At 70.9% G+C, this 26130-nt stretch carries 25 protein-coding genes and 1 pseudogene; 11 read left to right on the top strand and 15 right to left on the bottom strand.

All coding sequences use genetic code 11. The features are described 5' to 3' along the window. The coding region (uppS, locus tag B9G38_RS04875) for a polyprenyl diphosphate synthase (RefSeq protein WP_086219688.1) at positions 1-787 on the bottom strand (787 nt) is incomplete at its 3' end. Positions 788-849: 62 nt separating this feature from the next. Here uppS and lwrS point away from each other — a divergent pair. From lwrS to B9G38_RS04895, 4 genes are all read left to right on the top strand, one after another. Then, entirely contained in the window at positions 850-1233 is a 384-nt protein-coding gene (gene lwrS, locus B9G38_RS04880) for an LWR-salt protein (RefSeq protein WP_086215366.1), read from the top strand. A 105-nt stretch (positions 1234-1338) separates the two neighbouring features. Next, positions 1339-1992, top strand: coding sequence for an HAD family hydrolase (locus B9G38_RS04885; protein WP_086215367.1), 654 nt, complete (start codon positions 1339-1341; stop codon positions 1990-1992). A 34-nt stretch (positions 1993-2026) separates the two neighbouring features. After that, on the top strand, positions 2027-2383 hold the full coding sequence (locus tag B9G38_RS04890) for a helix-turn-helix transcriptional regulator (protein ID WP_049930878.1): 357 nt from the start codon (positions 2027-2029) through the stop codon (positions 2381-2383). A 25-nt stretch (positions 2384-2408) separates the two neighbouring features. Next, positions 2409-2954, top strand: coding sequence for a CopG family ribbon-helix-helix protein (locus B9G38_RS04895; RefSeq protein WP_049930877.1), 546 nt, complete (start codon positions 2409-2411; stop codon positions 2952-2954). Between the two features lie 36 nt (positions 2955-2990). Here the strand turns inward: B9G38_RS04895 and B9G38_RS04900 are convergent, their stop codons facing one another. The 3 genes from B9G38_RS04900 to B9G38_RS04910 form a co-directional block, all read right to left on the bottom strand. Then, positions 2991-5228 (bottom strand): AAA family ATPase, encoded by a 2238-nt coding sequence (locus B9G38_RS04900; protein WP_086219676.1) that lies wholly within the window; start codon positions 5226-5228, stop codon positions 2991-2993. Between the two features lie 188 nt (positions 5229-5416). After that, positions 5417-6298 carry a homoserine kinase gene (locus B9G38_RS04905; RefSeq protein WP_049930873.1) on the bottom strand — a complete coding sequence of 294 codons (882 nt, stop codon included), beginning with the start codon at positions 6296-6298 and terminating at the stop codon, positions 5417-5419. Positions 6299-6451: 153 nt separating this feature from the next. Continuing rightward, entirely contained in the window at positions 6452-6700 is a 249-nt protein-coding gene (locus tag B9G38_RS04910; protein ID WP_049930871.1) for a hypothetical protein, read from the bottom strand. 125 nt (positions 6701-6825) lie between these two features. Here B9G38_RS04910 and B9G38_RS04915 point away from each other — a divergent pair, with 125 nt between their 5' ends. The 3 genes from B9G38_RS04915 (at position 6826) to B9G38_RS04925 (ending at position 11143) form a co-directional block, all read left to right on the top strand. After that, positions 6826-8100: a TIGR00341 family protein gene (locus B9G38_RS04915; RefSeq protein ID WP_049931052.1), complete on the top strand. Its 1275-nt coding sequence runs from the start codon at positions 6826-6828 to the stop codon at positions 8098-8100. 154 nt (positions 8101-8254) lie between these two features. Next, positions 8255-10339, top strand: coding sequence for a formate/nitrite transporter family protein (locus tag B9G38_RS04920; protein ID WP_086219677.1), 2085 nt, complete (start codon positions 8255-8257; stop codon positions 10337-10339). Positions 10340-10399: 60 nt separating this feature from the next. Then, on the top strand, positions 10400-11143 hold the full coding sequence (locus tag B9G38_RS04925) for an SIMPL domain-containing protein (RefSeq protein WP_086219678.1): 744 nt from the start codon (positions 10400-10402) through the stop codon (positions 11141-11143). A gap of 52 nt (positions 11144-11195) precedes the next feature. On the opposite strand, the gene B9G38_RS04930 is transcribed toward B9G38_RS04925, so the two are convergent. Next, a complete protein-coding gene (locus B9G38_RS04930; RefSeq protein WP_086219679.1) occupies positions 11196-12179 on the bottom strand; it encodes a GTPase in 984 nt (327 codons plus the stop codon). Between the two features lie 193 nt (positions 12180-12372). On the opposite strand from B9G38_RS04930, the gene B9G38_RS04935 reads away from it, so the two are divergent. From B9G38_RS04935 to B9G38_RS04945, 3 genes are all read left to right on the top strand, one after another. Beyond that, positions 12373-13830: a Na+/H+ antiporter NhaC family protein gene (locus tag B9G38_RS04935; RefSeq protein WP_086219680.1), complete on the top strand. Its 1458-nt coding sequence runs from the start codon at positions 12373-12375 to the stop codon at positions 13828-13830. A gap of 67 nt (positions 13831-13897) precedes the next feature. After that, positions 13898-14398, top strand: a complete 501-nt coding sequence (locus tag B9G38_RS04940) for a DUF2240 family protein (protein WP_176450702.1) — start codon at positions 13898-13900, stop codon at positions 14396-14398. 1 nt (position 14399) lies between these two features. Then, positions 14400-14828 (top strand): hypothetical protein, encoded by a 429-nt coding sequence (locus B9G38_RS04945; protein ID WP_086219681.1) that lies wholly within the window; start codon positions 14400-14402, stop codon positions 14826-14828. Between the two features lie 44 nt (positions 14829-14872). Here the strand turns inward: B9G38_RS04945 and B9G38_RS04950 are convergent, their stop codons facing one another. After that, positions 14873-16780 carry a methyl-accepting chemotaxis protein gene (locus tag B9G38_RS04950; protein WP_086215373.1) on the bottom strand — a complete coding sequence of 636 codons (1908 nt, stop codon included), beginning with the start codon at positions 16778-16780 and terminating at the stop codon, positions 14873-14875. A 338-nt stretch (positions 16781-17118) separates the two neighbouring features. Here B9G38_RS04950 and B9G38_RS04955 point away from each other — a divergent pair, with 338 nt between their 5' ends. After that, a complete protein-coding gene (locus B9G38_RS04955) occupies positions 17119-18414 on the top strand; it encodes a DNA double-strand break repair nuclease NurA (protein ID WP_086219682.1) in 1296 nt (431 codons plus the stop codon). Between the two features lie 11 nt (positions 18415-18425). On the opposite strand, the gene B9G38_RS04960 is transcribed toward B9G38_RS04955, so the two are convergent. The 9 genes and pseudogenes from B9G38_RS04960 to B9G38_RS05000 all read right to left on the bottom strand — a co-directional run. Further along, complete coding sequence (locus tag B9G38_RS04960; RefSeq protein WP_086219683.1) at positions 18426-19160, bottom strand: CPBP family intramembrane glutamic endopeptidase; 735 nt, start codon at positions 19158-19160, stop codon at positions 18426-18428. A gap of 80 nt (positions 19161-19240) precedes the next feature. Then, the gene (locus B9G38_RS04965) at positions 19241-20527 is read right to left on the bottom strand and encodes a glucose-6-phosphate isomerase (protein ID WP_086219684.1); all 1287 of its coding nucleotides are present in this window, start codon (positions 20525-20527) and stop codon (positions 19241-19243) included. A gap of 104 nt (positions 20528-20631) precedes the next feature. Continuing rightward, positions 20632-21732, bottom strand: a complete 1101-nt coding sequence (locus B9G38_RS04970; protein ID WP_086219685.1) for a DoxX family protein — start codon at positions 21730-21732, stop codon at positions 20632-20634. Positions 21733-21829: 97 nt separating this feature from the next. Next, a complete protein-coding gene (locus tag B9G38_RS04975; RefSeq protein ID WP_086219686.1) occupies positions 21830-22387 on the bottom strand; it encodes a class I SAM-dependent methyltransferase in 558 nt (185 codons plus the stop codon). Positions 22388-22492: 105 nt separating this feature from the next. Beyond that, positions 22493-23635, bottom strand: a complete 1143-nt coding sequence (locus B9G38_RS04980; protein WP_086215378.1) for an aminotransferase class V-fold PLP-dependent enzyme — start codon at positions 23633-23635, stop codon at positions 22493-22495. An 85-nt stretch (positions 23636-23720) separates the two neighbouring features. After that, entirely contained in the window at positions 23721-24062 is a 342-nt protein-coding gene (gene trxA, locus B9G38_RS04985) for a thioredoxin (RefSeq protein WP_049930851.1), read from the bottom strand. Between the two features lie 295 nt (positions 24063-24357). Then, positions 24358-24642 carry a translation initiation factor eIF-1A gene (locus B9G38_RS04990; RefSeq protein ID WP_049930850.1) on the bottom strand — a complete coding sequence of 95 codons (285 nt, stop codon included), beginning with the start codon at positions 24640-24642 and terminating at the stop codon, positions 24358-24360. 105 nt (positions 24643-24747) lie between these two features. After that, positions 24748-25494 (bottom strand): AAA family ATPase, encoded by a 747-nt coding sequence (locus tag B9G38_RS04995; RefSeq protein WP_086219687.1) that lies wholly within the window; start codon positions 25492-25494, stop codon positions 24748-24750. Between the two features lie 433 nt (positions 25495-25927). Then, positions 25928-26130 (bottom strand): annotated as a pseudogene (locus tag B9G38_RS05000) (IS701 family transposase); the annotation flags it as partial.

Consider the following 26130-nt stretch of genomic DNA (forward strand, 5'->3'; position numbering starts at 1 on the left):
CGGCCCGCTCGGCCCGTGCGCGCTGCCACGACTCCTCGCGCGACTCGTAGGTGCGGATCGCGCGCAGGAAGTCGACCTCGGAGAACTCAGGCCAGTAGGGGGCACAGAAGTAGACGGCGGCCTCGTTGCCGTTGGCGTGCCACGGGAGGAAGTTCGAGGTGCGCTCGTCGCCGCCGGTGCGGACGATCAGGTCAACGTCGCGGATCGGGCGGTCGTACAGGCGCGACTCGACGGTCTCGACGTCGACGTCCCCGGGAGCCATCTCGCCCGCGTCCACGTCGCGGGCGATGGCGCGCGCGGCGTCGAGCAGTTCGGTCCGGCCGCCGTACGCCAGCGCGACGTTGAGCGTGAACCGGTCGTTGCCGGCGGTGCGCCGCTCCGCGTACTCGACCGCGTCGCGGACGCGCGGCGGGAGCCGGGCCACGTCGCCGATGGCGCGGACGCGGACGCCCTCATCGTGGACGCGGTCGGCGTCGGCGAACTCGCGCAGCTTGCGTTCGAGCAGGTCGAAGAGGGGTTTCAGCTCCTCGTCCGGGCGCTCGAAGTTCTCGGTGGAGAAGGCGTAGAGGGTGAGCTCCGAGACGCCGAGGTCGGCGCACCAGTCGAGGACCTGTTCGGTGGTGTCCGCGCCGGCGCGGTGTCCCTCGGGAGCGTCGTCGCCCTGCTCGCGGGCGTACCGACGGTTCCCGTCCTGGATGACGGCGACGTGGTCGGGGACGTCGTCGATCTCGCGGCGGAGGTGCCGCCGGTACGCGCGCCCGGCGAGGCCGCGGAGACGCTGCCACATGACGGGGTCCACGACGCCGAACGGTATGTAGCTTTATGAATCGGTCCGGCGACGGTCGACGCATGGAGGCCGCCTACGTCTTCCGCGTCGCCGTCCGACTCGATCCCGCGGACGCCGCCGTCGACCCGGGCCGGTTCGAGACGACGATGGAACTCCCCGCGAGCGACCCCGGTGCCGACGGGTGGCTGTTCTTCCGCGACCGGCTGTGGCGCGGCGAGGTCGGCGACGAGCCGTCGTTCCGGCGGCTGGCCGCGGAGCGCCTCGGACTGGCGGACGCCGCGAGCCTCGAGGTCGCCGCCGCCGACTTCCGCGAACTCCGCACCGACGAGGCGTACCGCGACGCGCTGACGGACGCGATCGCCGCGGACCTCGGCCGCTTCAACGCCGACTCGGTCGACGAGGTCCTCCGCAAGTACCTCGGCTCGTCGGTCCACGTCCGGGGGTGACGCGAGGGGGGGGAAGCCGGCCGCCCGGACGGCTCCGGTCGGTGTGAGCAGGGATCCCGCGCACCCGCAACGCACTTGCCCGCCCCCGGCGTACGGGTGGACCGTATGGCCGTCACCGATTACGACTTCCACCTGTTCGACCTCGACGGGACCCTCGTCGACGCCGAGTGGGAGTACACCCGAGCGGTGTTCGACCGCGTCGGCGGCCGGCTGGGCCGCGAGTTCTCGGACCGGGAGGCGCGGGTCCTCTGGAGCGGTCTCGGCGGGTCTCGCGCGGAGACGCTCCGCGGGATGGGGGTCGACCCCGAGGCGTTCTGGCCCGCGTTTCACTCCGTCGAGGACCCGGTCGCCCGCGCGGAGGCGACGTACCTCCACGACGACGCCGCGCGGCTGCTCGACCGCGTCGAGGAGGTCGGCGGGCCGACGGGGCTCGTCACCCACTGTCAGGAGTTCCTCGCCGAGCCCGTCCTCGACCGCGTCGGCCTCGACGACCGCTTCGACGCCGTCGTCTGCTGCACCGACGAGACGGGGTGGAAGCCGTCCCCAGACCCGATCGAGACCGCGATGAGAGACCTCGGCGTCGATCCGACCCGAGGTCGCGGCTACTACGTCGGCGACGGCGAGAGCGACGTGGCGGCCGCCTGGAACGCCGGCCTCGACGCGGTCCACGTCGAGCGCGTCGGCCACGACGAGCGCGGGCGGTGCGTGCTCGGGGACCGGCGCGTGCGCCGGCTCGACGAGCTTGTCGACGCGTCGTGAGCGATTTATGCCGCCGCGGGCCGACTCGCGACACATGACGAAGTGGTTCCACAGCGGCCGCCGCCGCGACCTCTGCGCGCTCCTGTACGAACACGGGGAGCTGCGCGCGCAGTCGCTGAAGAGCCGGCTCGAATCGCACTACGACGAGCGGATCGATCCGGGATCGTTCTACGGCACGCTCTCGGCGCTCGTCGAGGCCGGCCACCTCCGCCGGCGCACCGAGGGGATCGCGGACGTGTACGCGCTCACCGAGGCGGGCGAGGCAGCCCTACTCGACCACTACGCGTGGCTCGGCGAGCGGATCGCAGGCGGCGACAGCGAGGGGACCGGAGGAGGCGGCGACCGGCCCGAGCGAGAAGCGGAACGCGGCGGCCCGGACCTCAAGGATTAACAACTTCCGCGGTATGATTTAATATATGACAGTCGTCAGCGTGTCCATGCCGGAGGAGCTGCTAGAGCGCATCGACAACTTCTCCGACGAGCACGGGTACACCGGCCGCAGCGAGGTCGTCCGCGAGGCCTCCCGGAACCTCCTCGGCGAGTTCGAGGACGCGAAGCTCGAGGACCGCGACCTCATGGCCGTCGTGACGGTGCTTTTCAACTACGAGACGACGAACGTCGAGGAGCGGATGATGCGCCTGCGCCACGAGGACGAGGGGATCGTCGCCTCGAACTTCCACAGCCACGTGGGCTCGCAGTACTGTATGGAGCTGTTCGTGTTGGAGGGCGAGCTCGCGGAGATATCGACGTTCGTGGGCAAGGTCCGCGCGACGAAAGACACGCTCACGGTCGATTACAGCGTCACCCCGGTCGACGAGTTCGGTCCCGGCGCGCTCGGAGACGCCGGCGCGCACGGCGGACACGATCACGGCGAGTCCGACGACGGGGGAACGGAGGGCAGAGAGGTGGAAGAGAAGGGAACGGAGGACGGCGCGGCCGCCGAGTCGAGCGGAGACGACTGACCGGAGACGGGACCGGCCCGCGGGACCTCGGCGCCCTCAGACGCTCTCGGGCCGGACGGACTCGAGCGCCGCGTCGAAGTCCTCGCCGGTGATCCCGACCTCGTCGGCGTGGTCGTTGGCGGCCTCGCCGTGCTCGTCGGCGACGCGCTCGATGGCGCGCATCGCCGCCGCCCGCGAGAGCGAGGCGATCTCCGCGCCGGAGTAGCCCTCGGTCTCGTCGGCGACGCGCTCTAAGTCGACCTCGTCCGTGAGAGGCTTCCCGCGGGTGTGGACCTCCAGGATCTTGCGGCGCGCCTCGCGGTCCGGCTCCGGCACCTCGACGTGCGTCTCGAGCCGGCCGGGGCGGAGCAGCGCGGGGTCGAGCGCGTCCCGCCGGTTGGTGGCCGCGAGGACGACGAGGTTCGGGTTGTCGCTGGCCCGGTCGAGCTCCGTCAGGAGCTGGGAGACGACGCGCTCGCCCACGCCCGAGCCGTCGCCGCCGGCCGCGTCGCGGTCCGTCGCGACGGCGTCGATCTCGTCGAAGAAGACGATCGCGGGCGCCGCCTGCCGCGCGCGGTCGAACAGCTCGCGGACCGCCTTCTCCGACTCCCCGACGTACCGGTCGAGCAGCTCCGGCCCGGCGACCTGGATGAAGTTGACGCCGCTCTCGCCGGCGATGGCGCGCGCGAGCAGCGTCTTCCCGGTGCCCGGCGGGCCGTACAGCAGGACGCCGGTCGGGGGGTCGGCGCCGGCGGCGTCGAACAGCGGCCCGTACGACAGCGGCCACGTCACGGCGCGTTCGAGCTCCCCCTTGGCGTCGTCGAGGCCGCCGACGTCCGCGAAGTCGGTGGTCGGCTGCTCGGCGACGTACTCGCGCATCGCGCTCGGCTCGACGTTGGCGTGCGCCGCCTCGAAGTCCGCCTTCGTGACGGTCACGTCGTTCAGCGCCCGCGAGTCCGACTCCCGGGCGCGACGGAGCGCGGTCATCGCCGCCTCCTGCGCGAGCCCCTCGATGTCGGCGCCGACGAACCCGTGCGTCCGGCCCGCGATCCGGTCCAAGTCCACGTCGTCCGCGAGCGGCATCCGGCGCGTGTGGACGTCGAGGATCTGCCGCCGCCCCGACTCGCCGGGCACGCCGATCTCGATCTCGCGGTCGAACCGCCCGCCGCGCCGGAGGGCGGGGTCGATGGTGTCGACGCGGTTCGTCGCGCCGATGACGATCACGTCGCCACGGGCGTCGAGCCCGTCCATCAGCGAGAGCAGCTGGCCGACGACGCGGTTCTCCACGTCGCCGCCGTCGTCGCGCTTGCCCGCGATCGAGTCGATCTCGTCGAAGAAAACGATCGCGGGGGCGTCGTCGCTCGCGCGCTCGAACACCTCGCGGAGCCGCTCCTCCGACTCGCCCTTGTACTTCGACATGATCTCCGGGCCGTCGACGGTGATGAACGTCGCGTCGACCTCGTTGGCGACGGCGCGGGCGATGAGCGTCTTCCCCGTCCCCGGCGGGCCGTGGAGGAGGACCCCCTTCGGCGGGTCGACGCCGAGCCGGGTGAACACCTCCGGCTCGGAGAGCGGGAGCTCGATGGTCTCCCGGACCAGCTCCAGCTCCTCGTCCAATCCGCCGATGTCCTCGTAGGTCGCGCCTGCGGTGTGTTCCTCGGGCGGCGGCCCGCCCTTCGGACGGCCGTCGTCGCCGGGCGTCTCAGTCCCCGGGTTCGCCGGCCCGCTGGCGCGGTCGCTCCCCGGCGCGGCCGACGCGTCGGCGCGGTCTCCGGCGGACCCGGCGCCGTCCTTGTACTCGACGGAGACGTCCGTCGAGGCCGTGATGCGGACGGTGCCCGCCGGGTCGGTCCGAGCGACCACGAACCGGAGCCCGCCCAGTCGCTCGACGTGGACGGCCTCGCCCTCGGTGACGGGGCGGTCGCGGAGCTCGCGGGAGAGCGCCCGCTCGACCACCTCGCGGCTCACGTCCACCTCGGCGAGCCGCCCGGGCGCGGCCAGCGTCACGCGGTCGGCGTCGGCGACGTCGACGGTCGCGATCGTGACAGTATCGCCGACCTTCACGCCGGCGTTCGCACGGGTGTCGGCGTCGATGAGGACGGAGCCCTCGGCGGCGTCGGGACCGCCCGGCCACACCTTCGCGACGGCGGTGCGCTCGCCGCGCACCTCGACCGTGTCGCCGCTGAGGAGGGCGAGCCGCTTGCGGGCCGACTCGGGGAGCCTGGCGATGCCCCGGCCCGCGTCCCGCTTCTCGGCGGCACGCACCGTGAGCCGGAGCCCTGCGGTGTCGTTCATACCACCAGTTCTCGCCGGCGGCTCTTTACGCTTGTCCGGTCGCGGCGGAGCCGCGCAGTCCGGCGTGTCCGTTGGGAGGGATGGGCCGGACGAGAGGGCGCGATCGACGGCGGCTCGTCACCGTCGACTTATCGGCCGGACCACGCGCCGACCGCGTGATCCGCTGCGAGCGGGACGGCCGCCCGGGCTCACTCGTCCAGCACGGTCGTACCGCGGCCGATGCGGGTCTGGTAGGCGCGCGCCTCGATCCCGGCGCCGGCGAAGGCGTCGAGCATCTCGGCCGCGACGGCCCGGCGGTCGCGCTCGCGGCAGGCCGCGATCACCGCCGGACCGGCGCCGCTGACGGTGACGCCCGTCGCGCCGGCGTCGAAGGCGCGTTCGCGCACGTCGTCGTAGCCGGTGATCAGGCGCGCGCGCTCGGGCGTGACCACCGGATCGGTCATGCCGAGGCCGACGAGGGCCGGGTCGGAGCGACACATCCCGACCGCGAGCGTCGCCGCGTTGCCGACCGTCTCCACGAGGTCCTCCATCGAGGCGGTCTCGGGGACGACCCGGCGCGCGTCGCGGGTCGAGACCGCCACGTCGGGGAGACAGACGACCAGGGGGACCGCGGCGTCGACCGAGTGCGTGCCCTGGGCGGTCGTCACGGTGAAGCCGCCGAGGATCGAGGGCGCCACGTTGTCCGCGTGCGCGACCCCGGAGACCACCGCCTCGCCCTCGGCGGCGATCGGGACCAGCTCCTCCCGGGAGCGGCCCCTGTCGTACAGTCGGTTGAGCGCCACGGCCGCGCCCGCGGCGCTCGCGGCGGAGGAGCCGAGCCCCGACGCCGGGCGCACCCCCTTGTCGATGTGGATGCGCGCGGGGGCGTCGAGGGCCTCGACGACGGCGCCGACCGTGTTCTTGTCGGGGTCTTCCGGAATGTACTGCGCGCCGACGCCGGTGACCTCGATCGTCGTCTCGGCCGCCTTCTCGACGGTGACGACGTCGGCCGGCCGCGAGAGGGCCGCCCCGAACACGTCGAAGCCGCTCCCCAAGTTCGCGCTCGTCGCGGGGGCCCGTACCGTTACCATGGCGGGGAGTGTCCCCGGTGGGGCAAAAAGGAGCGGGATCGAACAGAAGTCGAAACCGCGGGGGAGCCGACCGAGTCCGTCTAGGGGGTCGAGAGAGCTGAGAGGAAGAGAGTTCGGCCGCGCGCGCCGCTCGACGGTCAGTTGACGCGGTTCTCAGCGCGCCATCGTCCACAGCAGCGTGCCGACGAGGACGAGCGGGATGCCGAGGAGGATGAACGTCGGCGGCATCGTCGTGTACGGGGCCATCAGGAAGATGACTCCGAACACGGCCATGATCGACGCGAGGGCCTTCTGGGACTTCAGCGGCGCGACACCCAGAAGCGAGACGACGAGCCCGAACAGTAGGACGTGCCCGAGGTGGTAGTCGAGCAGGAACGTGTCGATGACCAGCGGCGAGATCATTCTTGTCCGGAGGTGCGAGCGATTCGCGCATTAAAGTTCCGTTTCTCGTGGCCCGGCCGGGCCGCTGCGTGCCGATCTTATAAGGGCTATCGGCGCGACCGCCGATCGTGCGACTCGTTCAGGTCATGATTCCGGCGGGCAAGCGGGCCGCTGTCGTCCGCGCGCTCGACGACGAGGGGGTCGACTACGTCGTCACCGACGAGACGAGCGGCCGGGAGTACACCGCGGTCGCGACGTTCCCGCTGCCGACCGCCGCCGTCGAGCCGGTCCTCGACCGACTCCGGGAGGCGGGGATCGACGAGAGCACGTACACCGTGATCGTCGCGGCCGAAACGGTCATCTCGCGCCGGTTCGAGGCGCTCGAAGAAGAGTACGAGGCGGACGCCGAGCGGAGCGGCGACCGCATCTCGCGGGAGGAGCTCCAGGCGAAGGCGGACGACCTCGCCTCGGGGCTCGGCACGTACGTGCTGATGACCGTCATCTCGTCGGTGATCGCCACGGCGGGGCTGCTGCTCGACTCGCCCGCCACCGTGGTCGGCTCGATGGTGATCGCGCCGCTCATCGGGCCGGCGATGTCGGCGGCGATCGGCACCGTCGTCGACGACGAGGCGCTGTTCCGGCGGGGAGTGCGGATGCAGGTGATCGGCGTCGCGGTCGCAGTTATCGCGGCGACGGCGTTCGCGTTCGCGCTGCGCTCGCTCGCCTTGGTTCCGCCCGGGCTGGACCCGCTCGAACTCGCGGAGGTGTCGGAGCGACTCGCGCCGAACGTCCTCGTGTTGGTCGTCGCGGTCGGGGCCGGGATCGCGGGCATCGTCTCGCTGATGACCGGCGTCTCCGCGACGCTCGTCGGCGTGATGATCGCGGTGGCGCTCATCCCGCCCGCGGCCGCGGTCGGCATCGGAATCGCCTTTCGGATCCCGCGGCTCGTGATCGGGGCGGGCGTCATCGTCGCGGTGAACGTCCTCTCGATCAACCTCTCGGCGCTCGTGATGCTATGGTACGAGGGGTACCGCCCGCAGCGGTGGTTCCGGGAGGACGAGGCACGCGCCGCGTTCCTCAAGCGCGCCGCCGTCCTCGCGGTCGCCATCGCGCTGCTGTCGGTGTTCCTCGGCGGCGTCACCTACGAGTCGTACGTCGCCTCGACCACCGAGGCCGACATCCGCGCCGCCGCGAGCGACGAGTTGACCGCGCTGGACGCGGAGTTCGAACTCCTCGATCTGACCGTCGAGCGGACGGGAACCGTCCCGCCGCTCGAGACCGACCGGGTCGTGATCCGGGTCGGCACGCCCCCAGGCGGCACCGTCGAGGGGCTCGCGCCCGCGCTCGACGACCGGATCGAGTCGGTCGTCGGCGGCGAGGTGGAGGTCGAGGTCCGCTCGGTGACCGTCGAGCGCGCCTGAGTCCGTCTCGTTCTCCCGACCGCCCTAAGTCCGTCTCGTTTCGCCCGACCGCCCCTGAACTCGTCTCGTTTCGCCCGTCGCTGCGGTCCGCCGGTTCGCGTCCGCGTGATCGGAAGAGCAAGGGCTTTTTATCGGGCCTCCGTGGGCTCGGCCAGTGACGGATCCCACGCAATCCGACGACGATTCCATGCGAGAGGTCGTCGAGCGGTCCCGGAGCGGCGCGCCCGCGGTCGGCGAGGCCGTCCGGGACCGGTTCTCCTCCGACGAGGTGTTCCAGCGGATCATCGCGGCCGCGGACGAGGAGGTGACCTCCGGGAGCCGCGAACTCTTCTTCAGCGGGCTCGCCGCCGGGCTGGCTATCACGATCACGTTCATGCTGTACGCGTCGCTGACCGCGGCGACCGACTCTCACCCGATACTGAGCGTCCTCCTCTACCCGCTCGGGTTCATCTACATCATCATCGGCGGGTACCAGCTGTACACCGAGAACACCCTGCCGCCGGTGGCCCTGACCTTGGAGCGGCTCGCGAGCCTCCCCACGCTCCTCCGGCACTGGACGATCGTCCTCGCGGGCAACTTCGTCGGCGGCGGGATCGGCGCGGCCGTCCTCTCGTACGGCGGCGTCTTCACGGGCGACACCGTCGACGCGGCGCGGTACATCTCCGAGGGGGGATTCGGCGTCCCGTTCGTGCCGCTGTTCTTCAAGGCCGCGATGGCGGGGCTCGTCGTCGCCGGCGTCGTCTGGGTCGGCTTCGCCTCCACCGACTCCGTCAGCCGGATGCTCGTCGTCTACCTCGCGTTCCTCGCGATCCCGCTCGGCGACCTGTTCCACGTGGTCGTCTCCTTCACCGAGGTGCTGTACCTGTTCTTCCAGCACGGCATCCCGCTGTACGGCGCGGAGATCAGCCTCTTCTCCGGGCTCGTCGGCTTCGTCCTCCCGGTCCTGCTCGGGAACACCATCGGCGGGGTCGTCCTCGTCACGCTCGTCAACTACTTCCAGACCAGCGAGGAGCGCCTCGAAGAGGCGCGCTTCGAGGGCGTGAGCCGCCGCCTCACGGTCCCCGAGTGGGTGTTCGGCCGCGCGGCCGGGCCCTCGTACGTCCCGATATTGGACGCCACCGAGGCGACGCTGTTCGCGGGCGAGGGGTACCGGGTCATGGTACCGATCACGAACCCCCGGACCGACGGCCCGATCGTCGACCTGGCGGCGCGGCTCGCGAGCGACCACGACGACGGCGTCGTCCACATCGTCCACGTCGTTCAGGCGCCCGAGCGCATGTCGCTGTCCACCGGGGACGCCGGGCGGCGCATCGCGGACGTCTCCGGCGAGGGGATGGCGAACCTCCGGTCGACCGCGGCCGACTACGATGTGGAGGTGTCGACCTCCACGGTCGTCTCGCACCGCTCGTTCGAGGAGGTGTTCAACATGGCGCGGCGGACCCGGCCGGACGCGGTGCTGATGGGCTGGGGCGACGACCAGCTCTGGAGCGCCGCCCGCGCCGAGCGGCCGATCGACGAGCTCACCAACCAGCTTCCTTGCGACTTCCTCATCCTCAACGAGCGCGATCTCGACACCTCGCGGATCCTCATCCCCACCTCCGGCGGCCCCGACTCCGACCTCAGCGCGGAGGTGGCGAAGGTGCTCGCCGACGCCACCGGGGCCGAGGTGACGCTGCTTCACGTGGTGGACGGGCCCGGAAACAGGGGACGGGGCGAGGCGTTCCTCGCGAACTGGGCGGCGGAACACGACCTCGACGACGCGGAGCTCGTCGTCGACGACGGCGGCGACGTGGAGGACGGCATCTGTCGGGCGGCCGCCGGAAAGACGCTGGTCATCATCGGGGCCACGGAGAAGGGGCTGCTCTCGCGGCTCGTCTCCAACTCGCTCCACCTCGACGTCATCCACGAGGTCGACGCCTCGGTGCTCCTCACAGAGCGGCCGAGCAGCCGGTCGCTGCGCGAGCGGCTGTTCGGCTCCGGCCGCCGCGCCGCAACCGTGACCGGCGGCGTCGAGCGCGAGTCGAACCGCTCCGAAGGGACGGACGTGCAGTCCGCCGCGGACCGCGGTGACGGCGGTATCGAGGGTACCAGCTCGCAGGGCGACGGCGACTCCGACGACGCGGACGCGGGCGACTCCGGAGGCGCGAGCGACGACGCGTTCATCGCGGACCACGACGACGCGGACGAGGAGATCACCGAGGACGCGGCCGGCGAGCGCGACGGCGACGACGGGCGGTAACGAAAACGACTCTTTGCGTTATCTGCGGTTTATACTTGCTTTCGGACCGACTAAGCGCGTATGAACAGGCGACTGACAGCGATCGTTGGCATCGCGGCCCTCGTCGCGTTGGCCGGCTGTGCGGGGTTCGCGGGCACCGCGACCCCGACGGACGGCGACGAGGCGCAACTGGAACGGAACATCGAAGTGACGGCGACGGGCGAGGCGACCTCGGCGCCCGACCGCGCCACCCTCCGCGTCGCGGTCACCGCGACCGGGTCGGACGCCGCGGCCGTGCGCGACGAACTGGCCGCGGGCGAGGAGGATCTCCGGGCGGCGCTGACCGAGTGGGGCCTCAGCGACGACGCGATCCGGACGGAGCGGTACGACGTACAGGAGAGCTACGAGACCCGCGACGACCCGAACCGAACGCGGTACCAGGGCGTCCACCAGTATGCGATCGAACTCGACGACGTCGGCGCGGTCGGCGAGGTGATCGACGTCGCGATCGACGCCGGCGCGGACGAGGTCCAGCGGATCGAGTTCGGGCTGAGCGAGGAGACCGAGCGGGAGGTCCGCGAGGAGGCGATCGCACAGGCAATGTCGAACGCCGACGCCGACGCCGCCGCGCTCGCCGACGCGAGCGGGCTCGAGGTCTCGGGGGTCTACGAGGTGTCGACCGGGCGGTCGCAGTCGCGGCCGTACGTCGCCCAGACGTACGAGTCGGCCGCGGGCGGCGACGCCGGGGCCGCGACCGCCGTCGAGAGCGGCGACGTGAGCGTGAGCGTCTCGGTGAACGTCGTGTACGAGGCGGCGCCGGCGTAGCGCCGCGAGGAGCCTTTTTTCGCGGTTCGCGACCGTCGAGCGCGTCGACCGACTACTCCCCGTCGCGGGTGGGGAGGTCGGGCTCGTAGCCGACCGCGTCGACGGCCATGTCGAGGACTTCCTCGACGTTCTCGTCTTCCGTGACGCTCATCGTCGCGTCGACCGATTCCGCCTTGACGCCCTCGAAGCGGTCGTGTTTGTTCGCCACCGTGAGCAGCGGCACGGCCGCGCCGAACAGCTCGCGGGCCTCCTCGCGGAGTTCGAGCTGGACCTCGAGCGGGTAGCCGCAGTCGCCGGAGGGGTCGATGACGAAGATCACGGCGTCCGCGAGGTGTTCGAGGGCGCTCACCGCCTGCCGCTCGATGTCGTTGCGCTCGTCCGCCGGCCGGTCTAAGAGTCCGGGCGTGTCGACGATCTGGTAGCGGATGTGGTCGCGCTCGAAGTGGCCGATCTGGACACCCTTCGTGGTGAACGGGTACTCCGCGATCTGGTTCGACGCGCGGGTGACCCGGTTGACGAACGACGACTTGCCGACGTTCGGGTAGCCGGCGACGACGACGGCCGGCTCGTCCGGGTCCACGTCCGGCAGGACCTTCAGCTGGTCCCGGGAGTCGCCGATGTAGCGCAGGTCGTCTTCGATCTGGTCCATGATGTCCGCCATGCGGGCGAACGCCTGCTTCCGGTGTTTCCGCGCGGTGTCCACGTCGGAGTTCCGGACCTTCGTCGTGTACTCGTCGCGGAGGTCCTCGACCTGGCGGCTCGCCCACATCACCTGCGAGAGCGCCTGGCGGAGGCGGTCGACGTCGACGAGTGCGTCCGCGAGCTCGTAGTAGAACGGGTCGACGTCGAAGCCGAAGTCGGGCCACGAGGTGACGACGTTCTCCAAGTTGTCCGAGAGCACGTTGCCGGCGGTCCGTAGCATCGACTCCTGCGCCTCGTGGCCGCGCTTCGCGCGCCCGGCTCGCGCCGCCCGCGAGAACGCCTTGTCGACGAGCTCCTCGGAGCGCGGAGTCGTCGGGAGGCCCTCGAATATCATGTTACCCCGGCTTCGCCGCCGACGCGTATAAGAGCGTCCGTTCGCGGACCGCCGCGACACGGCGGCACACGGGCGGACGCGGCGGGTGCCGCGGGGCCTGCCGAAGCCGCTCACCGTAAGCTGCAAGATCTATCGCTATCTATCATACGCATATTTCGAGCCATACTTATGCTTCAAAGGAATACAATCGGACATGGCACGCTCGTTCACCCCGACGGCGTACGACGACCTGGATCCAGACCGCCGCCCGAGTCTCGCGGCGGCGCTGGTCCCGGTCCTCGCCGTCGTGGCGTTCCTCGGAATCGGCTCGGCCGTCCTCGGCCTCGACCCGCACCCGCCGCTGTTGTGGAGCATTGCCTTCGTCGGCGCGTTCGGCCTGTGGCTCGGCTACGACTGGGACGCGCTGTTCGACGGGATCGCGAACGGCCTCGTCATGGGGCTCCAGGCGCTCCTCATCATCTTCACCATCTACGGGCTGATCGCGACGTGGGTCAGCGCCGGTACGATCCCCAGCATGATGTACTACGGCCTGGAGATCTTGTCCCCGACGACGTTCCTTCCCGCGGCAGCGGTCCTCGCCGCGATCGTCGCGTTCGCCATCGGTTCCTCGTGGACCACCGTCGGGACGCTCGGCGTCGCCTTCGTGGGCATCGGCGCGGGGCTCGGCGTCCCCGCACCGATGACGGTCGGCGCGGTCCTCTCGGGCGCGTACGCCGGCGACAAGCAGTCGCCGCTCTCCGACACCACGAACCTCGCCGCCGGCGTCACCAACACCGACCTGTACGGGCACATCCGACGGATGCGGACCGGCACCGCGATCGCCTTCGGTCTCGCGGTCCTCGGCTTCGCCGCGCTCGGCCTCCGCACGAGCGGCGACATTCCCGCCGGCGAGATCGCGGCGATCCAGGGCGGTCTCACCGAGACGTACGCGGTCACCGCCGTCGCCTTCGTCCCGCTCGTCGTCACCTTCGGGCTGGCGCTGCGGGGGTACGCCGCGCTGCCGACACTCGTCGCGGGCGTGTTCGCCGGCGCGCTCACGACGATCCTCCTCCAAGGGACCGGATTCGTCGCCGCCTGGGAGATATTCATGTACGGGACCTCGCCGGAGTCGGCCTCTACGACCGTGAACGAACTCCTCGCGACCGGGGGACTCACCGGCTCCGCGTGGACGATCACGGTCGTCGTCGCCGCGCTGTCACTCGGCGGCATCTTGGAGCGCACCGGCGTCCTCGCGGTGATCGCCCACGCGTTCACCTCGTCCGTGCGGAGTCCGGGCGCGCTCGTCGCCGGAACTGGTGTCTCCGCGATCTTCATCAACGCCCTCACGGCCCAACAGTACATGAGCATCGTCCTGCCGGGCGTCACGCTCCGGAACACCTACGACGAACTCGGCCTCGACACCGACCAGCTCTCGCGCGCGGTCGAAGCGGCCGGGACGCCGACCGGCGCCCTGATGCCGTGGCACGCGGGCGCCGTCTTCATGGCGAGCGCCACGGGCGTCCCGACCATCGAGTACGCGCCGTACTACCTGTTCGCGTTCCTCTCGCCGTTTGTGCTGTTCGTTATGGTCGGGACCGGCCTCACGATCGACGCGGATCCGACCTCGGCCGACGCCGACCCGGCGGAGACCGCCGCCCCCGGCGACGACTGAGTCCCGGGATCGTCCGGTCGCCCCCGGGTTCGACACGTTTACGCGCCCGCCGGGCCGTTCGTCTCACATGAGTCTGGAGGTCGCCGTCGCCGCCCCGTTCAAGGCTCGGGCACAGGACCGGCTCGGGCAGGGGGAGTTCGTCGTCGCGCTGTCGCTGGAGCGCGAGTGGTTCTCGCCCGACCAGGCGAAGCGGCTCGTCGACGTCGCGCTCGGCCGCGGCCTACTGGCGTCCGAAGACGGCGATCTGGTCCCGCAGTTCGACCCGGCCGAGGTGACCGTCCCGGAGGGGTTCACCCCGGACGAGTCGGTCCTCCGCGAGCAGTCCACCTTCGAGAGCGCGCTCGACGCCGTCGTCGCCGCGGGCGTCGAGAAGCAGCGCGCCGTCGCCGCGATCAACGAGCGTCAGCGGGCGCTGGCGGTCACCATCGAGGCCGCCGCGGTCCTCTACGCCCGCGAGCAGGGCGTCGCGGTCGACCGCCTCGCGGTCGACGTGCGCGAGGAGCTCGCCGCCGAGGCGGGCGACGCGGGAGGCGATCCGACCGACGCCGACGACTCGGGGGCGGCGTGAGATGGTGACGGACCGACTCGCGGACGGCGTCCGGATCGCTCAGCTCCTCGCCTCCGAGGTGACGGGGAACGAGAGCCGGCTCCGCGGGCTGACCGTCGCCGACGCTGACCCCGACGTCGAGCCGACCGCCGACGGCGCGCTGGCGTACCGGATCGTCCGCGAGCGCGACGGCTCGCCAGACGGGGACGCGTCCGCGGAGACCGACCCCGACCCGACCGTCGCCGAGGTGTACGTCCAGCCGGACCGCGCGCGGATCGAAGCGGTCGCGGCCCCGGACGCGGTCGCGGACGCGGCGAGGGAGGTCGACCTCCGCGTCCGGCCGAAGGCGGTCCGCCCGCCCCGGACGCTTGTGTTCGTGGAGGACGGCGCGGGAGTGAAGCGCGCGCTGGCGGTCCTCGAAGCTGTTCGGAGCGAGTCGGACGATAGATAGCCGGGCAGCGCCGAACCGCGGAAAAACGTCTCGTCGCCGCGCGTCTACTCGCGCTGGCCGCCGTCGCCGACCGCCGCGCTCGGGCCGGGGCCCGACGCGGGACCGGTCCCGCCGCCGGAGACGTTGAAGTCCCGGACGAGCGAGCCGAGCCGCTCCGCCTGCTCCGCGAGCGACCCGGCCGCCGTCGTCGCCTCGCTCATCGCGGTCAGCTGCTCGTCAGCGGCCTCAGCGACCGCGTCGGCCTCGTCGGCGGTCGACCCGCTGATCTCCGCGACCTCCTCGGCCATCGAGACGGTCTCCTCAGTGCTGGCCGCCTGATCGTCGGTGGCCCGGCTGATCTCGCGGATCCCCTCGTCGGTCTCCGCGGCGTTCTCCGACACCCGCGCGAACGCGTCCGCGGCGTCCTCGACGGCGTCGGCCCCGGCGGCGATGTTCTCCTCGGCGCTCCGGACCGCCTCGACGGTCCCCTCGGTCTGCGACTGCGTGGCGCCGATGAGCTCCTCGATCTCGGTGGCGGCGTCCTGCGTCTCCTCCGCGAGTTGCTTCACCTCGTCGGCGACGACCGCGAACCCGTCGCTCCCGCCGCCGCTGCCACCCGCGCGGGCGGCCTCGATGTTCGCGTTCAAGGCGAGCAGGTTCGTCTGCTCGGCGATGTCGCCGATGAGGTCGACGATCTCGCCGATGTCCTCCATCCGGTCGTCGAGCTGCTGGACGGTCCCCGCGGCCGAGTCGAGCGCCTCGCGCGACTCCTCGACGCGGCCGATCGCCGCCTCGGCGGTCTCCTCGCCCTCGTCGGCGATGTCGGCGGTCTGCTCGGCGACCGAGACGACCGTCTCGGTCGAGGAGGCGACCTCCTCGATCGTCGCCGAGAGGTCGTTCATCTCGTCGGACACCTGCCGCAGCATCTCGCGCTGCTCGTCGGCGCCCTCGGCGATCTCCGTGACCGACCGGCTGACGGCCTCGCTCCGGTCGGACGCGGTCTCGACGCCGTCGACCGTGTCCGCGCTCGCGGTCGACACGTCCTGCGCGAACGACCGCACCTCGCCCATCGCCGCGTCGATGTCCTCCATCATCTCGTTGAACGCCGCGCCGATCTGCGCCATCGCTTCGCTCTCGCTCTCCGCGTCGAGCCGGACCGTGAGGTCGCCGTCTGCCGCCCGGCCCATCGCGGCGCTGTAGTCGTCCGCCTTCGTCTCGAGGTGGCTGTTCAGCCGCTCGACCTCCTCCCGGCGCTCCTCGACCTCCGCCTTCGCCGCCTCGACGTCCTGGATCTCCGCCTGCTTCCGCTCCGCCAGTTCCAGCTGCTCGCGCGCCGCCTCGCGCGACTTCTCGATCGAGTACCAGTTGACCATCAGCGCGCTGGCCAGCGCGAGGACGAAGACCGCGTGAATGCCGCCCCAGACGATCGGGTTCTGTATCGCCGCGGTGTGGTTGTAGACGAGACTCGAATCGATGAGGCTGAACGCGCCGTGGCCGACCGCCACGTACACGACGCCGACGGCGAACGGGAGCCAGTCCTCGTACAGCGCGAGCACCCCGATAAACACGAAGAAGCTGAAGTGCGCCTCGATGTAGCCGCCCGACAGCTTGACCATCGCCATCGAGACGGTCATGAGGCTGAACGCGGAGAGCACCGTCCGCTGGCGGCGGCCGAGCCGCGACCAGCTTGCCAGCGCGCCGGTGCCGAGGATGACGGCGACGAACCCGCCGAGCATCCACAGCGGCGTCGCCGGAATCTGCGCGCCGGTGAACGACTCCGTCCCGTTGTAGAGGCCGAGCCCGATCAGCAGCGGCACCTGGACCGCGATCGAAATCAGGATGTTCCGATGCCGCGGGCTCCACATCTCCTCCGGCATCGAGGTGCCGTCCGGGATGTAGCGGATCACGTCCCGCACGCTCTCCGCCAGCCCGCCCGATCCCCCCGCGTCCACGCCGGTCGCAGTCTCTGCCATGGGCGACGATTGTCGCACGATATAAAAACACGTCGCCTCCAGATATTATCGCTGATACCGTCTCTCAGGTCCTGAGACGCTGGTAATTAAGCCGCTGAGTGATATCGCGCTGACACAATTTACCCCACGACGTTGCCGATTGTTCGGCGATGATCGAACACGGTCGTCTCGGCGGGCGGAATGACCTCATTGAGTGACACGAACTTCACCGGACGGAACCTGTTTCACTGAGCGAACTCCCGCCGAGTGAACCCCCGCTGAGCGAACTCACGCCGGGCGCCCAGGTCGTCGACCGCGCGGCCGACGCCTTTTATATTGGTCCGGCCCGCCGTACGGTCGTGACGCTCGATCCGATCCACGTCGAGAACATCGCCCGGCTCGCGTACGGCATCGGCGGCGACGTGGACGCGACGGACCACGACGACCTCGCCGAGCGCGTCTGGCGGGAGTGGCTCCCCGAACTACGCCGCGACGGCCGGGTCGTGCTCGCGGCGCTCGGCGACCACGAGCGCCATCGGGCCGCCATCAACGACGTGGCGCTCGCCGAGCGCCCGTTCGAGGCGGTCCACGGGCTCGACTCGGGGACGATCAACCCGACGACGTTCAAGAACGGCCTCGTCGTCGACGTCGCCCACGCGGCGATGGCGAGCTCGCCGACCGACCTCGACCTCCACCGCGACCGCACCATCGTGGCCACCGTCCACGCCGGCGACTCGACCGCCGGCTTCGACAGCGAGTGGACGCGCCGCGACGAGGGCCACACCAAGCAGCGCGTCCTCCACGTCCCGCGGGTGAACCGCTACGCGGAGCGGGTCGTCCACGCGCTCGCCTTATACCTCGCGGAGGGGACCCACGCGCTCGACCACGCCGACCAGGTGGAGGACCTGCTCGTCCTCGACGGTCCCATCTACCCGAAGGAGCTGTTCACGTGGGCCGACCGCGACCCGGAGCTCGGCGCGCTCGCCCGCGAGGCGAAGCCGCGCGCGGTGATCGAGAAGTACGTCCGCCTCGTCGAGCGGTTCGTCGAGCGCGACGTGCCGCTGGCCGGCTTCGTGAAGAACCCCGCGAGCGGCACCGCCGTCCGCGCGCTCTCGCGCGCCGGCGTCGAGTCGCCGTGGCCCGACGACACCGCGCTGTTCACCCGGGTGTTGGAGCGCCGCGAGCCGTACGGGGCCGCCGGCGACGGAGAGTTCACCGACGACGACCGGGGCGCAGAGCGCGGCGCGCGGCTCGACGACGACCTCACGTTCACCACCTGGTTCCGCAGCCGCGGCGGCGCGGACGCGCCGATGGCCGCCGACGGCGACGCGCTCGGCGTCGAGCGCGAGCTCGACCCCGAGCTGTACGAGCCCACGTTCATGGTCGTCTACGACCCGCGGACCGACGTGACCTACAAGCTGGAGGCGCCGTACGCGTTCACCCGCGACGCGGGGACCCGCGAACGGCTCACCCGGCAGGTGGTCGCCGAGGTGGCGGCGACCCGCGGCCCGCCGGAGCCGGTCGCGAAGGCGGACGCGCTGGCGCGCATCTCAGCCAGCGAGAAGGCGGCGCTCCGCCGGAAGTTCGAGGAGCGGCTCGGCAGCGACCAGCAGGCGACCTACGACGACCTGCGGTGGGGGAAAGAGACGTACTGAACCGGTGCCCCTCAGAGGGCCTGCGCGAGCAGCACCGCGTAGGTGACCGCGTTGTAGATGCCGTGGACCAGCCCCGGCACCACCACGTTGTCCGTCCACTCGTAGAACGCGCCGAGGACGGACCCCAACACGACCACGATACCGACGTACGCCCACTGCTCGACCGGCGTCCCCGAGACCGAGGGGAGGTGGATCAGCCCGAACGCGAGGCTCGCGATGAGCACCGCGGGAACCGCGTCGAACGCGTGGCGGACGGTGCCTTGGACGACGCCGCGGAACAGCAGCTCCTCGACCGGGCCGACCACCGCGAGCGACACCGCGATCATCGCGAGGTAGTACGGGACGGGGTCGCCGGCGGGGACGACCGCCTGATTCTGCCCGGTCGAGAGGCCGACCTGATCGAGCGCGAACAGCGCGCCGTACTGGAACGCGAAGAGGGCGATACCCCCACCGACGATGATCGCCGCTTCGCGGGCGTCGGGGCGGGAGATCCGGGCGAGCGTCCACTGGTCGGTGATCGCGAGGTAGCCGGCGACCGCGATCGCGAACCCGACGAACTGGAGCAGCGTCTGAAGGAGCTGGTAGCCGGTCGTGCCCTCCGACACCAGCCCGAGGGAGGCGGCCAGCTCCGCGCCCGGCGCGGTGATCGCGCTCGCGACGAGGAGCGCGAACACGATCGCGAACAGGGCGCTCGCGACGCGGAACACGCGCTGGCCGACAGCCGAGGCCGAGGGGTCGTCGCTCATTACAGTGAACACGACTCGCAAGGGCTTTAGACGCACCGGAAGGGGATCGGCGCCGGCAACGTCCTCACTCGCAGAGCGGATCAGTCTATTCGCAGTTCGCGCTTCTCCGCGACCGCCTCGGCCTCCTCGAAGTCGCCGCCGCCGAGCAGCCCGCGGGCCGCCTTCTTGCCCCATTCGACGGCGGGCTGGGTGAACGTCGAGACGCTCGCGAGCTCGCCGTACAGCACGCAAGCGGCCTCCATCCCGAACAGGAGTTCGCCGAGCGCGCGTTCGTCGACGCGGTCGATCTCGACCCGCACGTTGGGGACGTCGGCGGCCGCGAGGCTCGCCTCAGTCGCCTCGAACTCGGCATCGAGCAGGCCGCCGAGCGACGAGCCGCCGAGGTACGCGAGCCCGTCGAGGTCCGTCTCGGGGATCGGCGCGTCGGCGCGCTCTGTCGGCCGGACGAGCGTCACCAGCTTGTCGGGTGGCCCGGCGCGGTACAGCTGGAGCTGGGAGTGTTGATCGGTCGCCCCGAGCGCGCGCGCCGGGGTCTGCCCCAGCCCGTCCTTCCCGAGGCTCTCGGCCCACAGTTGGGCGAACCACTCCGCGAACGTCTCCAGCGACTCGGCGTACGGCATCACGGCGTTGGTGAGCGCGCCCCGCTCCGCGAGCGCGTACGTCGCCGCCCCGTAGGCGTACGCGGGCGAGTCGTACAGCGACCCGGCGAGCGCGTCCATCCCGTCGCGGCCCCCCGCGAGGACGGCCTCGACGTCGTGGCCCTGGAGCGCGGCGACGGCGAGCCCGACCGTCGACAGCGCCGAGAAGCGCCCGGGGACGCCGTCGGGCACCGGGAGCGACGGAAGGTCGTGGCGGTCGGCCAGCCGGCGGAGGTTCCCCGACTCGCCCGTCGTGACGAGGGTGCGCTCGGTCCAGTCGACACCCGCGTCGGCCATCGCCTCGCGGACGACGAGAAAGTTCGCGAGCGTCTCCGCGGTCGTCCCCGACTTCGACACCACGTTGACGACGGTGTCGTCGAGCGGGAGGTCGGCGAGGCGGCGCCGCGTCTCGTCGGGGTCGACGTTGTCGAGGACGTACGCGTCCACGTCGCTGTCGAGGGCGTTCGACAGCGTCGCCGCGCCGAGCGCGCTGCCACCGATCCCGACCGTCAACACCGCCTCGGGGCGGTCGAACCCCTCGACCGCGGCGTAGATCGCGTCCGGGTCCGCGGTCTCGGGGAGCGTCAGGGCGGCGTATCCGAACTCGTCGTCGGCCATCCCGGCCGCGATCCGCTCGTGCGCGGCCGCGACGCGGTCGTCGAGTCGGTCCAGCGTTGCCGTCGTGAGCCCGGGCGTCGTCGCCAGGGCGTTGCCGAGGTCCACTCGCATACCTCCCTCACCGCGCGAGAGTAACTTAAAAACCGCCGGCGGGGGGTCGCGGTCGCGGCGCCCGCCCGCGGTCGTGGCCCGTCACGGACGAGCACCCGTCGCGGTCAGTCCGCCGCGACCGCCGAGTCGTCGCCGTCGAGCGCCGGCCGACCGAACCAGTAGTCGAACGCGAGCGGGCCGGAGCCGAGCGTGAACACCGCCGACGCCATCCCGAACAGCGCCACGTGCGCGAGGACGGGGTCGTCCGGGAGCCCGAACAGGGTCGTCGTGAACAGGACGAACGAGAGCGCGGCCGCGCCGCGGGTGAAGAAACCCGCGATCAGCGCGAGCCCCACGGCGACCTCGGTCACCCCCGCGCCGACGACCCACAGCCCCGGGTCGACCGGGACCACCGCCGTGAGGTCGTACTTCTCGACAACCTGGAGCGCGCTCGCGGGGTCGGCGAGCTTCTGAATGAGGCCGAGGTAGACGAACGAGACGCCCATCCCGACCCGGAGCACCGTCGGGACGTAGCGCCGCAGCGGGGCCGTCGACTCGTCGAGGAACGACTTGAGGTACTGGACGGGGTCGACCCGGCCGTAGTACGAGCCCGGCGTGCTCGCGACCGCCAGCAGCATGTCGTCGGCGCTCGGGCGGCCGCCGCCGAGGATCAGCAGCGCGAGGAACACCGGGACGTACTCCACGGCGAGGAAGACGAGGGGGTCGACCGCGAGGAACACCCACGCGTACGTCAGCAGGCCGACCGTCGCGGTGATCCGCGTCGCCAGCCCGAAGAGGGTGAAGAACCCGAGCCCGATGAACAGCACCCGGAGGAGCGGGCTCGCCCCGGTGTCGAACGCGAGCGTCGGCGCGAAGAGATACCCCTCGAAGCCGGCGCCGACGAGCGGGAGCCCGACGGCGAGGCGGAGCATCCACGGGACGAGGTCAGCGTACCCGGCGAGCTTTTCGCGGAGGACGACGATGTCGACGATCGTCGGTCGCACCCAGAGGTACGCCGCGATGCCGACGAGCCCGAGCGCTCCGGACCCCGCGAACAGCGCCGCGTTGAACGGGTCCGAGAGCACCTCGATGACGAACGCCACAGCGTCGAGTGGGTCGCCGGAGTCCTCGGTGACGTAGTCGACGTGGGCCGCGGCCGGTTGCGCGGCGAGCGTCGCGAACATGGCGAGCGCGGCGACGGCTACCGATCGGTGACGGACGGACATACCCCTCGTACGGGCTGGATACACCTAACGGTATTTCTTCACGAACGTTCGAATGCGACGGTGTGGCGGCGGTTTCGGACAGATACGGGACGGTCGTTTAGGGTGCCCGCGCGACGACGCCGAACGTTTCGGTCCGCGTCTCGGCGCGCTCGATCTCGAACCCGGCGTCGACGAGCGTTTCGCGCGCGTCGCGCGCAGCGAAGCGCTCGTCGACCGGCGGCCCGTGGTCGCCGTCGCCGTCGGCCGACCAGTCGAACACGACGAGCCGCCCGTCGGAGCGGAAGACGCGGGCGAGCTCGCCGATCGCGTCCGGACTCGCGAACTCGTGGTACGTCATCGTCGAGCACGCCCCGTCGAGTTCGCCGTCGGCGAGGGGGAGGTCCGAGACGTCGCTCGCGACGAGGTCGACGTTCTCCGGGAGCCCCTTGTCGCGGTAGTACTCGTGCATCTCCGACTGGACGTCGACGCCGTAGACGGTCTCGGCGTGTTCGGCGACGGCATCGGTGTAGAAGCCGGTACCGCTGCCGAGGTCGGCGACGACCGCGGCGCCGACCTCGACCAGCGGGCCGATAAGCTCCTCCGCGGAGACCCATCGGTAGCGGCTCGGGCGCTCGAGCTGCGACGCCTGCTCGGCGTCGAACGTGTGGAATCCCATGGGCGGTATTGCGCGTCGAGTACTAAAACGCGTCCGGTCGAGGCGCGTGCGACTGAGCCGACGCGACCCCGCGACGTGGAACGGGACGGCGACCCGTCCCGCCGGTCACCACTCGGGTTCCAGCGCGTCGAGGAGCCGGTCGACCTCCGCCTCCGTCGAGACGGCGTGGACCGACACCCGGATCCCGTCCGGGTGCGGGAGCGACCGGACGACGATGTCCCGCTCGCCGAGTCGCTCGACGGTCGCCTCCGGGTCGTCGACGTCGATCGTCACGAGCCCGGACTCGAACGCCCGCGGGCTGAGGAGTCGATCCTCGGGGACGCCGTCCTTGAGCCGGTCGGTGAGCGCCTCGATCCGCGCCTCGATCGCGTCGAGGCCGACCGCCTCGATGGCGTCGAGCGCCTCGACGAGGCCGACGTGCGCCGCCGCCGTCGTCGTCCCGACCTCGAAGCGCCCTGCGGCCGGCTTGAACTCGATCTCGTCGCCGGTCGGGTCCTCGACGCCGCGGTAGCCGACCGCGTGGGGCGCGAGATCGGCCGCGGCGTCGCGGTCCACGTAGAGGAATCCGGCGCCCCACGGGCCGAGCGTCCACTTGTGGCCGGCCGCGGCGACCGCGTCGGCGCCCCACTCGCTCACGTCCATCGCGCCCTGCCCGGGCGACTGAACCGCGTCGACGAGAGTGAACGCGCCCGCGTCGTTCGCGACCTCAACGAGGTCGGCGACGGGGAGGCGGGTGCCGTGGGTCCACGTGATCGCGCTGAAACAGACGAGCCGGGCGTCCGCGACCGCCGCTGCGTACTCGTCGCGGTCGACGCGGCCCGCCTCCGTTTCGAGGACGCGGACTTCGACGCCCTCGCGTTCGAGGCGCTTCCACGGGAGGACGCCTGCCGGGTGTTCGAGATCGGTCCGGACGACCACGTCGCCCGGTTCCCAGTCGATCGCGCCGGCGACGCGGGTGATCCCGTCGGTCGTGCTCTCCGTCAGCGCGACCTCCTCGGGGTCGGCGCCGACGAACGCCGCGATCCGCTCGCGAACGCGGTCGTACGTCTCGAACGCGTGGCCGTACGGGTCGGTGGTCGCGGAGCCGTACTCGTGCTCCTCGATGAAGGACCCGGCCGCCTCGACGACGTACTCCGGGCTCGGCCCGTGCGCGCCGAAGTTGAAGTACGCCGCGTCGCCGAGGGCCGGGACGTCCGCGCGGAGCTCTCTCGGGGTCATACCGTCGTCGTCGAGTTGGATCGTTCTCATGGTGTCGGTTTCGGCGACTCGGGCCGCGATGGCCGGCGCGGTCCCGCGTCTCGGGTGTTCAGTGTGTGACGCCTGTCGGACCGATTCAGGCGGTGTGTTCGCCGACCGCGTCGGTCAGCGCCTGCTCGCTCTGCGCGCCGACCATACGCTCAACCGGCTCACCGTCGGCGAACACGAGCAGCGTCGGGATCCCCTGGACGCCGTACTCGCCGGCCAGGGCCTGGTGGACGTCGACGTCGACCTTCAGCACCGCCGCGTCGGTGTCGCTCGCGACCGCCTCGACGGCGGGCTCCATCATCCGGCACGGACCGCACCAGTCGGCGTAGAAGTCGACGAGAACGACATCGTTCTCGGCGACTCGGTCGTCGAACGCGTCGGCGTCGTCCAGCTGGATCGGTTCTGCGGGAGCGGCTTCTGTCGAACTCATACCACTTGGTACACGCCCGGGACTGATAACGGTTTTGGATATAGACCACAATACTACACACTACGGAGGATGAGCCGGAGCGACTCGGCCGCCCCGGCCGCTCTCGATCGGTCCCAATTCCGGCGGAATCGGTGGCTGTCGCCGTACTGACCGTATCTTTCCGTCGGCCGGTTCGGGGACCGAGACGACCCGCTGCCGGGTCGCGGCGTAATCGAGAAGAGCGGCGAGAGCATCGATCGGTGACAACACGACTGCGCGTCCGGGGCGGTCCGCTCGCCCGACGAGTCGGGCGTCGCTACTGGATGTGGCCTTCGCGGCGGAGCTGGTCGGCGTCCTCGTCATCGTACCGCCACTCGACGTTTGCCTTCTCGTCCTGCCAGTCCCACGGCTCGGCGAGGACCACGTCGCCCTCGTTGATCCACGTGCGGTACTTCATGCGGCCGGGGATCCGGCCGAGTCGTTCCTCGCCGTCGGCGCAGCGCAGTTGGACGTGGTTGCCGCCGAGGTGTTCTGTCACTACGGCGAACACTTCGTCGTCGTTGGGCATGCGGAGGTTCTTCCGCCCGGATTCTTCGCTCATACCTTCCGTTGTGCGCTCGCCCGTATAAGTGATTGGAGACGCGTGTGTGCGCCCGTCACGCGATCCGTTCGCACGACGACGGCGCCCCGGGGCGCCGGACCGAACTCACTCCGCGTCGGTGAGCGTGGTCGACCGATCGTCTCCGTCAACGGTCGAATCTTCGACGGCCGTACCTTCGCCGGTCGCGTCGCCGTCGGTCGCGTCGTACCCGGCCGCGTCGCCGTCGGTCGCCCGCTCGCCGAACGCCGCGTCGACCTGCGCGAACGTCTCAGCCTCGGTCCCGGAGTTGTCGACGACGACGTGCTCCGACGCCACCTCGTCGAACAGCTCCTTGAAATGGAGGTGGATCTCGAAGTCGACGTCGCTGATCCCGTCTCGGCGCTCGATCCGGCGCTCGACGACCGCCTCGTCGCAGGCGACCTCGACGAGGTCGAACTCGGCCGCGGCCTCGGCGGCCATCTCCCGGGCGTCCGCCCGGAACCGGGCATCCGCGAACGTCGCGTCGAGGACGACGGCGCCCCCGTCGTCGACGTCGTCGCGAGCACGCGCGAGCAGTTCGGCGTAGACCGCCTCGGTCTCCGCGTCGGTGTACTCCGGGTCGTCGAACAGCTGCTTGCGTATCACGTCGGTCCGCCGGATCCGCCCGTCGACGTGGTCGGCGATCCGCTCGGCGACGGTCGTCTTGCCGACGCCGGGCAGCCCGCAGACGACGACCAGTCGCCCGGTCGACGCACCGTCGTCGGCGACCGGGGCGGACGAGGTCGGCGACGCCGGATCGAAGGAACCCGCCGTTTCACCGCTCGAAGCGGGGGATTCGGTTCGGTCCGACGGTCGACCGCCTCGGTCACTCATCTACCGCTATTCTCCGGGGTGAGGTAAAAGAAACTTCTCATTAGCCACCCCCGACCGACGCCGTGAGGCCCCCCGGCTCGCGGCGGATCAGGACCCCTCGACGTACCGCCGGATCAAGCGTCCGTCCCGGGTCGTCCACCGATAGCCGATGGAATTAATCGAGTATCGTTGCGAGAGTAGCGACGAGCAAGGCGACGATGGTTCCGACGAGGAGGCCGGAAGCCGCGGCCATAGTCACAGAGAGGTACAGTGACAATCCGGTTACCGCCACGACCGCGACGATTACAACCGGGAGTTGTAGCGCAAATCGGGAGCCGAATTCGGAGGTGGCCTCGGATCGGAAACTTATGCTCGGAGGGAAGAATCTCTGCTCAGAAAATCTCCCCGAGCGACGGGTTTGCGATCACAGTCTGATGACTCGTTCAGTGTTCACTCAGCTTTGAACGTTAGCGTCGGCTGTTGAGTGAACGAAGAGGTGATCAATCTCTTCCATCAGGTCGTCGACGCTACGATCATCGTTGTCTCGAACCCACGAGAGAAGGTTGTAAACGGCTTCTTTCAGCGAGTGTTCGAGGTTCGCTCGAAGCGATGACGCTTTCGAGCGAACCGTCCCCAAGGCGCTCGATTCGGGATCAA

Source organism: Halorubrum sp. SD612 (assembly GCF_002135005.1).